6 protein-coding genes are annotated in these 7,173 nt (G+C 68.1%); 4 read left to right on the forward strand and 2 right to left on the reverse strand.

Annotated elements, in window-relative coordinates; all coding sequences use genetic code 11:
• Positions 1–141: 141 nt before the first annotated feature.
• Both QRO91_RS21365 and grxC read right to left on the reverse strand, forming a co-directional pair.
• Complete coding sequence (locus QRO91_RS21365; protein WP_005408260.1) at positions 142–534, reverse strand: carboxymuconolactone decarboxylase family protein; 393 nt, start codon at positions 532–534, stop codon at positions 142–144.
• Positions 531–821, reverse strand: coding sequence for a glutaredoxin 3 (gene grxC, locus QRO91_RS21370; protein WP_049400919.1), 291 nt, complete (start codon positions 819–821; stop codon positions 531–533). The genes QRO91_RS21365 and grxC overlap by 4 nt, the downstream gene beginning before the upstream one ends.
• A gap of 88 nt (positions 822–909) precedes the next feature.
• On the opposite strand from grxC, the gene QRO91_RS21375 reads away from it, so the two are divergent.
• From QRO91_RS21375 to ppk1, 4 genes are all read left to right on the forward strand, one after another.
• Positions 910–2,610 (forward strand): M48 family metalloprotease, encoded by a 1,701-nt coding sequence (locus QRO91_RS21375; protein WP_197619981.1) that lies wholly within the window; start codon positions 910–912, stop codon positions 2,608–2,610.
• A gap of 116 nt (positions 2,611–2,726) precedes the next feature.
• Positions 2,727–3,416, forward strand: a complete 690-nt coding sequence (phoB, locus tag QRO91_RS21380) for a phosphate regulon transcriptional regulator PhoB (RefSeq protein ID WP_005408258.1) — start codon at positions 2,727–2,729, stop codon at positions 3,414–3,416.
• Positions 3,417–3,522: 106 nt separating this feature from the next.
• Positions 3,523–4,854: a phosphate regulon sensor histidine kinase PhoR gene (phoR, locus tag QRO91_RS21385; protein WP_100443773.1), complete on the forward strand. Its 1,332-nt coding sequence runs from the start codon at positions 3,523–3,525 to the stop codon at positions 4,852–4,854.
• A 4-nt stretch (positions 4,855–4,858) separates the two neighbouring features.
• Positions 4,859–6,946: a polyphosphate kinase 1 gene (gene ppk1 / locus QRO91_RS21390; RefSeq protein ID WP_197619982.1), complete on the forward strand. Its 2,088-nt coding sequence runs from the start codon at positions 4,859–4,861 to the stop codon at positions 6,944–6,946.
• Positions 6,947–7,173 lie beyond the last annotated feature (227 nt).

Genomic DNA, 7,173 nt, shown 5'->3' on the forward strand with positions numbered 1-7,173 from the left:
AATAAAAAAAAAAATTGGTGCAGTATTTTTTTTTGTAGGGGGGGCCCGGCCGCGGGGGGGGGCGGTTGGGGGCGCGGGGGGCCCGCCACCCCCGCGCTCGCAGTTTAAGGGGGAGGCCCGCCCCCGCCCCGCCACTACCCCTCAGTGCTCGTGCGCTGCCGGGGCGGCGGCGCCGCCTTCGAGCTGGTCGAGGAAGTCGACCGCGCGGCGCAGGTGCGGGATCACGATCGAGCCGCCGACCACCAGGCCGACCGAGAAGGTCTCGAAGAACTCCTCGCGGGTCACCCCGGCGTCCTTGCACTGGGCCACGTGGTAGCTGATGCAGTCGTCGCAGCGCAGCACCATCGAGGCCACCAGGCCCAGCAGTTCCTTGGTCTTCACGTCCAGCGCGCCGGCCTGGTAGGTCTGCGTGTCCAGTGCGAAGAAGCGCCGCACCACCTGGTTCGGTTCGCCCAGGATGCGCTCGTTCATGCGCTTGCGGAAATCGGTGAACTCGGCGATGCGGTCCTTGCTGCCGTCGTCGGCCGCGCTCATGCCTGGCCCTGCCCGGCCAGCAGCGGCTCGAGCTTGCCTTCACGGTGCAGGGCCATCATGTCATCGTAACCGCCGACATGGACATCACCCACGAAGATCTGCGGCACGCTGGTCCGACGGGTCAGCGCCATCATCTTCTCGCGCTCGACCGGGTCCAGGTCGATGCGGACCTCGGTCCACTGCTGGCCCTTGCTCTTCAGGAAGTTCTTGGCGGCCACGCAATACGGGCAGACGGCGGTGGAATAGATGGTGATGGCGGGGGCACCGCCGGCGGTCTGGGCTGTCACGGGAAACTCCACGATGGATCGACGGTCTACATATGGTACCGGTGCGCTGGAATTTCCACGCCACCGACGCAACACTGTGGATTAACGAATGGTTGCCCCCTGCCCTGCCACGCTTGGCGCGCCCTGCCCGAGGATCTTCTGCTTGCGAGCCCTGCTGCTGACTACCGCCGTCACCCTGGCCCTGGCCATGCCGCTGGCCCAGGCCCAGGAGAAGCTGCCCGACATCGGTTCCTCGGCCGGCGAGCTTCTGACCCCGGCGCGCCAGGCCGAGTACGGCGCGATGATGCTGCGCGAGCTGCGCAACTACGGCTACCTGCTGGACGACCCGCTGGTGAACGACTGGTTGCAGACCATGGGCACCCGGCTTGGCTCCAACAGCGACCAGCCGCGCCAGCCCTACACCTTCTTCGTGATGAAGGACCGCCAGATCAACGCCTTCGCCACGCTGGGCGGCTACATCGGGGTCAATGCCGGCCTGGTGCTGACCGCCGAACGCGAGGACGAGGTGGCTGCAGTGCTGTCCCACGAAATCGCCCACGTCACCCAGCAGCACGTGCTGCGCGGGGTCGAGCGCGCCCAGCGCGACCAGATTCCGATCCTGCTGGGCATGCTGGCGGCGGTGGTGGCTGCCCAGGCCAGCAACAGCACCTCCTCGGGCAATGCGACCATGGCCGCGATCAGCTCGGGCATGGGCCTGATGCAGCAGCGGCAGATCAACTACACCCGCTCCAACGAATCGGAGGCCGACCGCCTCGGCATCCGCACCCTGTCGCGCAGCGGCTATGACGTGGACGCGATGGCCGGCTTCTTCGAGCGCATGTCGGCGGCGATGCGCGGCAACGAGGGCGGCTACAGCGTGCCCGAGTTCCTGCGCACCCACCCGGTCAACATCACCCGCATCAGCGAGGCCAAGGCCCGCGCCGAGCAGATGAAGAAGGACACGGTGCTGCTGACCACCAGCACCCCCAGCGGCGAGCGCAGGGAACGGGTGAATCCGGCCGACCCGGGCTTGGCCGAGCCGCTGCTGCGCGGAAACAACCCCCTGCTGCCCAGCAGCGTGCTGCGCATTCCGGTCGGCCAGCTGGCCCGTGGCGCCAGCGGCGACTTCGAGTGGGCACGCGAACGCCTGCGGGTGCTGAGCGCCGATTCCACCGCCGAGCTGGAGCGCGAATACGCAGATATGGCCAAGCGGCAGAAGGACGGCCTCAACGATGCACAGCGCTACGGCCAGGCGCTGGCGGTCATGCGCGGCGGCCGCAGCGGTGCCACGCAGGCCCGGCAGACCCTGACCAGCCTGCTGCAGACCCGCCCGGACAACCTGTGGCTGGCACTGGGCCTGGGCGAGGCCGAATCGCGTGCCGGGCTGGGGGCGCAGGCCAACACCCGTTTCGAGCAGCTGCTGCGCGAGCACCCCAACAGCCGGCCCGTGGCCCTGACCTATGCCGAGATCCTGAACGAACAGGGCACCCGCGAGGCCGGCCAGCGCGCACAGGCCATGCTGCGGCCCCTGCTGTCGCAAAGTGGTAACGATCCGGTCTTCCAGCAGCGATACGCCCGTGCCAGCGAGCTGGCCGGTGACAGCGTGCGCGCCAGCGAGGCCTATGCCGAGGCCGCCTTCCTCAGCGGCCGCCCGGAGCAGTCGCTGATGCAGCTGCAGGCGCTCAAGCGCAACCCGGCGCTGGACTATGTGGGCCGGGCGCGGGTGGATGCGCGCATCGAGGCGATCACCCCCACCGTGCTGGAGCTGCGCCGCCAGGGCGTGCAGGACCCGGACCTGGACCGCCGCTGAGTGCTGCATGACCGGTCGATGGCAATCCCGACCGGTTCCGGCCAGGCAGTCACAAACATGTCATCAAACCGTAGTCTACTGGCACCACTCCAGTAACCGAGCCCTACGGTGTCCTCGTGCAGAAACGCATCCTGATCGTCGATGACGAGCCCGCGATCCGTGAAATGGTCGCCTTCGCCCTGCGCAAGGGCGATTACGAACCGGTCCACGCCGGCGACGCCCGCGAGGCCCAGACCGCGATCGCCGACCGCGTTCCCGACCTGATCCTGCTGGACTGGATGCTGCCCGGCACCAGCGGCCTGGATCTGGCCCGCCGCTGGCGCAAGGAGACGCTGACCCGCGAAGTGCCGATCATCATGCTGACCGCCCGCGGTGAAGAGAACGACCGCGTGGGTGGCCTGGAAGCCGGTGTCGACGACTACGTGGTCAAGCCGTTCTCGGCGCGCGAACTGCTGGCCCGCATCCGTGCGGTCATGCGCCGCGCCCGCGAGGACGACGAAGACGGCAGCGTGGCGGTGGGCCCGATCCGCATCGACGGCGCCGCCCATCGCGTGTTCGCCAACGACCAGCCGGTGCCGATCGGCCCGACCGAATACCGCCTGCTGCACTTCTTCATGACCCACCCCGAGCGCGTCTACACCCGCGCCCAGCTGCTGGACCATGTGTGGGGCGGCAGCGTGTACGTGGAGGAGCGCACCATCGACGTGCACATCCGCCGCCTGCGCAAGACGCTGGAACCGTTCAACGCCGAGAACATGGTGCAGACCGTGCGCGGCGCCGGCTACCGCTTCTCCACTGCCACCTGAGTCTCGTCGTGCCGGCGCCACGCACCCGCGGGTGCCGGCGCCGGCAACTCTGCTATAACCCTCGGTTCACCCCAGTGAACCGCCGCACCTCAACGACGAGATCGCAATGCCCCGCCACATCCGCTCTGCCTGGTTGAAGACCCTGGCCACCGTTGCCGCGGTACTGCTGTTCTCCGGACTGGTGGGGTGGTTCACGGGTCACCTGTGGTTGTGCATCGCACTGGGCGCGCTGGCCACCCTGGCCTGGCATTACTGGCGGCTGCGCAGCGTGCTGCGCCGGCTGACCGCGCGCCAGCGCTGGGACACCGCCGAGGAAGGCACCGGCGTCTGGAACGAGCTGGACCGCCTGCTGTACCGCAACCAGGTGGAAATGCGCGTCCGCAAGCGCCGCCTGCTCGACATGCTGCGCAGCTACCGCGCCGCCGCCGCCGCGCTGCCCGACGCCGTGGTGGTGCTGGACCGCAACAGCCAGCGCGTGCAGTGGTTCAACGAAGCGGCCACCGCCCTGCTCGGCCTGCATCATCCGGGCGACCTCGGCGAGGCCCTGGTCGAACGCCTGCAGCCGATGCCGCTTGCCCACTGGCTGGCCGGCGGCCGCAATGCCGAGCCGATCCTGGACGTGCCCTCGCCGGTCGATCCGGCGATCCGCCTGAACCTGCGCCTGATCCCCTATTCGTCGGACTACTGGCTGCTGATCGCCCGCGACGTCAGCAAGCTGCTGCGCCTGGAACAGGTGCGCCGCGACTTCGTCGCCAACGTTTCACACGAACTGCGCACGCCGCTCACCGTGGTCCACGGCTACCTGGACATGATGGACCCGGAGGATTTCCCGGGAACCGGACCGATGCTGGAAGAAATGCGCAAGCAGAGCCAGCGCATGGCCCAGCTGGTGGAAGACCTGCTGACCCTGTCGCGGCTGGAATCGCAGGAACACAGCGAGGAAGAGACCGTGGCCATGCAGCCGATGCTGGCCACGCTGCGCCGCGAGGCCGAAGCGCACAGCCAGGGCCGCCACCAGATCAGCATCGACGATCAGGCCGGCGTCGACCTGCAGGGCTCCACCAAGGAACTGCACAGCGCCTTCTCCAACCTGGTGACCAATGCGGTGCGCTATACCCCGGCCGGTGGCCGCATCGCGGTGGAATTCCGCCGCGAAGGCGACGGCGCGGTGCTGGCGGTGCGCGATTCCGGTTACGGCATCCCGGCGACCCACCTGCCGCGCCTGACCGAACGTTTCTACCGTGTCTCCAGCAGCCGTTCCCGCGAAAGCGGCGGTACCGGCCTGGGCCTGTCCATCGTCAAGCACATCCTCGGCCTGCACCACGCGCGGCTGGAGATTGAAAGCGAGGTCGGCAAGGGCTCGGTGTTTTCCTGCCATTTCGATGCCGACCACGTGCGCCCGCGCGAGTCCGCCCCCCTGACTTCCATCGAAGAATGACGCCATGAGCAGCCTCGGATCCCTCCCCCTCCCCGTGAGCCCGGACAACGATCCGTTGCGCGACCCGGCGCTCTACATCAACCGCGAACTGTCGCAGCTGGATTTCAACTTCCGCGTGCTGGCCCAGGCGATGGATCCGCAGGTGCCGCTGCTGGAGCGCCTGCGTTTCATGTGCATCTCCTGCACCAACCTGGACGAGTTCTTCGAGATCCGTGCCGCCGCCGTCCGCCACGCGCAGGAGTTCGGCCTGCCGCCGGCACCGGACGGGATGAGCCCGCAGGCCATCCTCAACGCCATCCACGACCGTGCCGCCGAACTGGTGGACCAGCAGTACCGCTGCTGGAACGAGACGCTGCGCCCTGCACTGATGGAGGCCGGCATCGGCGTACTCGGCCGGCATTCGTGGAACCACCGCCAGAAGCGCTGGCTGCGCGCGTACTTCCGCAACGAGATCATGCCGGTGCTGTCGCCGCTGGGCCTGGACCCGGTGCACCCGTTCCCGAAGATCCTCAACAAGTCGCTGAACATCGTGGTGGTGCTGAAGGGCACCGACGCGTTCGGCCGCGCCGGCCATCTGGCCATCGTGCGTGCGCCGCGCTCGCTGCCGCGCATCATCCAGCTGCCGGAGAAGCTCGGCGGATCGCAGAACTTCGTGTTCCTGTCGTCGGTGCTGTCCACCTTCGTCGATGAGCTGTTCCCGGGCATGGAAGTCCAGGGTGCCTACCAGTTCCGCGTTACCCGCAATTCCGAGCTGGTGGTGGACGAGGAGGAAGTGGAGAACCTGGCGCTGGCACTGCGCGACGAACTGGTCGATCGCGGCTACCGGCCGGCGGTGCGGCTGGAAATCGCGCAGGACATGCCGCGCGAGATCGTGCGCACCCTGCTGCAGAACTTCGGCCTGACCGAGAACGCGGTGTACCGCATCGACGGCCCGGTCAACCTCAACCGCATCATCCAGCTGTACGACCTGATCGCACAGCCGGACCTGAAGTACCCGCCGATGACCCCGCGCACACTGCGCGACAGCGACGGCATCTTCGAGACAGCCTCGCGCCAGGACCTGCTGCTGCACCACCCGTTCGATGCCTTCACCGCGGTGCTGGACCTGATCCGGCAGGCGGCGGTCGATCCCAACGTGCTGGCGATCAAGCAGACCCTGTACCGCACCGGCAAGGACTCGCTCATTGTCGACGCGCTGATCCAGGCCGCACGCAACGGCAAGGACGTGACCGTGGTGGTCGAGCTGCGCGCGCGCTTCGACGAGGAGGCCAACCTGGGCCTGGCCGATCGCCTGCAGGAGGCCGGCGTGCAGGTGGTGTACGGCGTGGTCGGCTACAAGACCCACGCCAAGATGCTGCTGATCGTGCGCCGCGAGGGCCGCAAGCTGCGCCGCTACGTGCACCTGGGCACCGGCAACTACCACAGCGGCACCGCCCGCGCGTACACCGACATCAGCCTGATCACCGCCGATGCGGACATCGGCAACGACGTGCACCTGCTGTTCCAGCAGCTGTCCGGGCTGGCGTCGAAGATGAAGCTCAAGCGCCTGCTGCAGTCGCCCTTCACCCTGCACACCGGCATCCTCGGCCGCATCGAGCGCGAAACGCGCATCGCCGCCGCCGGCCGCCCGGCGCGGATCATCGCCAAGATGAACGCTCTGAACGAACCGCAGGTGGTGCGCGCGCTGTACGCCGCTTCGCAGGCGGGCGTGCAGATCGACCTGATCATCCGCGGCGCCTGCACCCTGCGCCCGGGCGTAGCGGGCATCTCGGACAACATCCGCGTGCGTTCGATCGTCGGCCGCTTCCTGGAGCACAGCCGCGTCTACTGGTTCGGCAACGACGGCGCACCGGAGATGTACTGCGCCAGCGCCGACTGGCTGGAACGCAACCTGCTGCGCCGGGTGGAAACCTGCTTCCCGATCCTGGACCCGGAGCTGGCCAAGCGCGTCTACCGCGAAGTCCTGCAGAACTATCTGGACGACAACCTCAACGCCTGGGAACTGGATGCCGACGGCATCTACCACAAGCGTGCGCCGGCCCACGACGAAGCCCCGCACTCTGCGCAGATGGCATTGATGCAGGGTCTCTGACCTGGTGTGTCGACCAAGGTCGACACCCACCATCAGATCGCAGAGAACTGTCGAAGGCGGGGTGGGGGGGGGGGGGGGGGGGGGGGCGGGGGGGGGGCGGGGCATGCCTCGGGCGGGTTGGGGAGGACGCCCAACCCCGCACATGCCCTGTGCGCACCTCACGGCACACGCCCAACCCGCCACCCATCCCCCAACGGTGAGTGGGCTTTAAGTGCGAAGCAAACCTA

It is taken from the genome of Stenotrophomonas maltophilia group sp. Smal32 (assembly GCF_030237085.1).
GTDB classification, from domain to species: Bacteria; Pseudomonadota; Gammaproteobacteria; order Xanthomonadales; family Xanthomonadaceae; genus Stenotrophomonas; species Stenotrophomonas maltophilia_Q.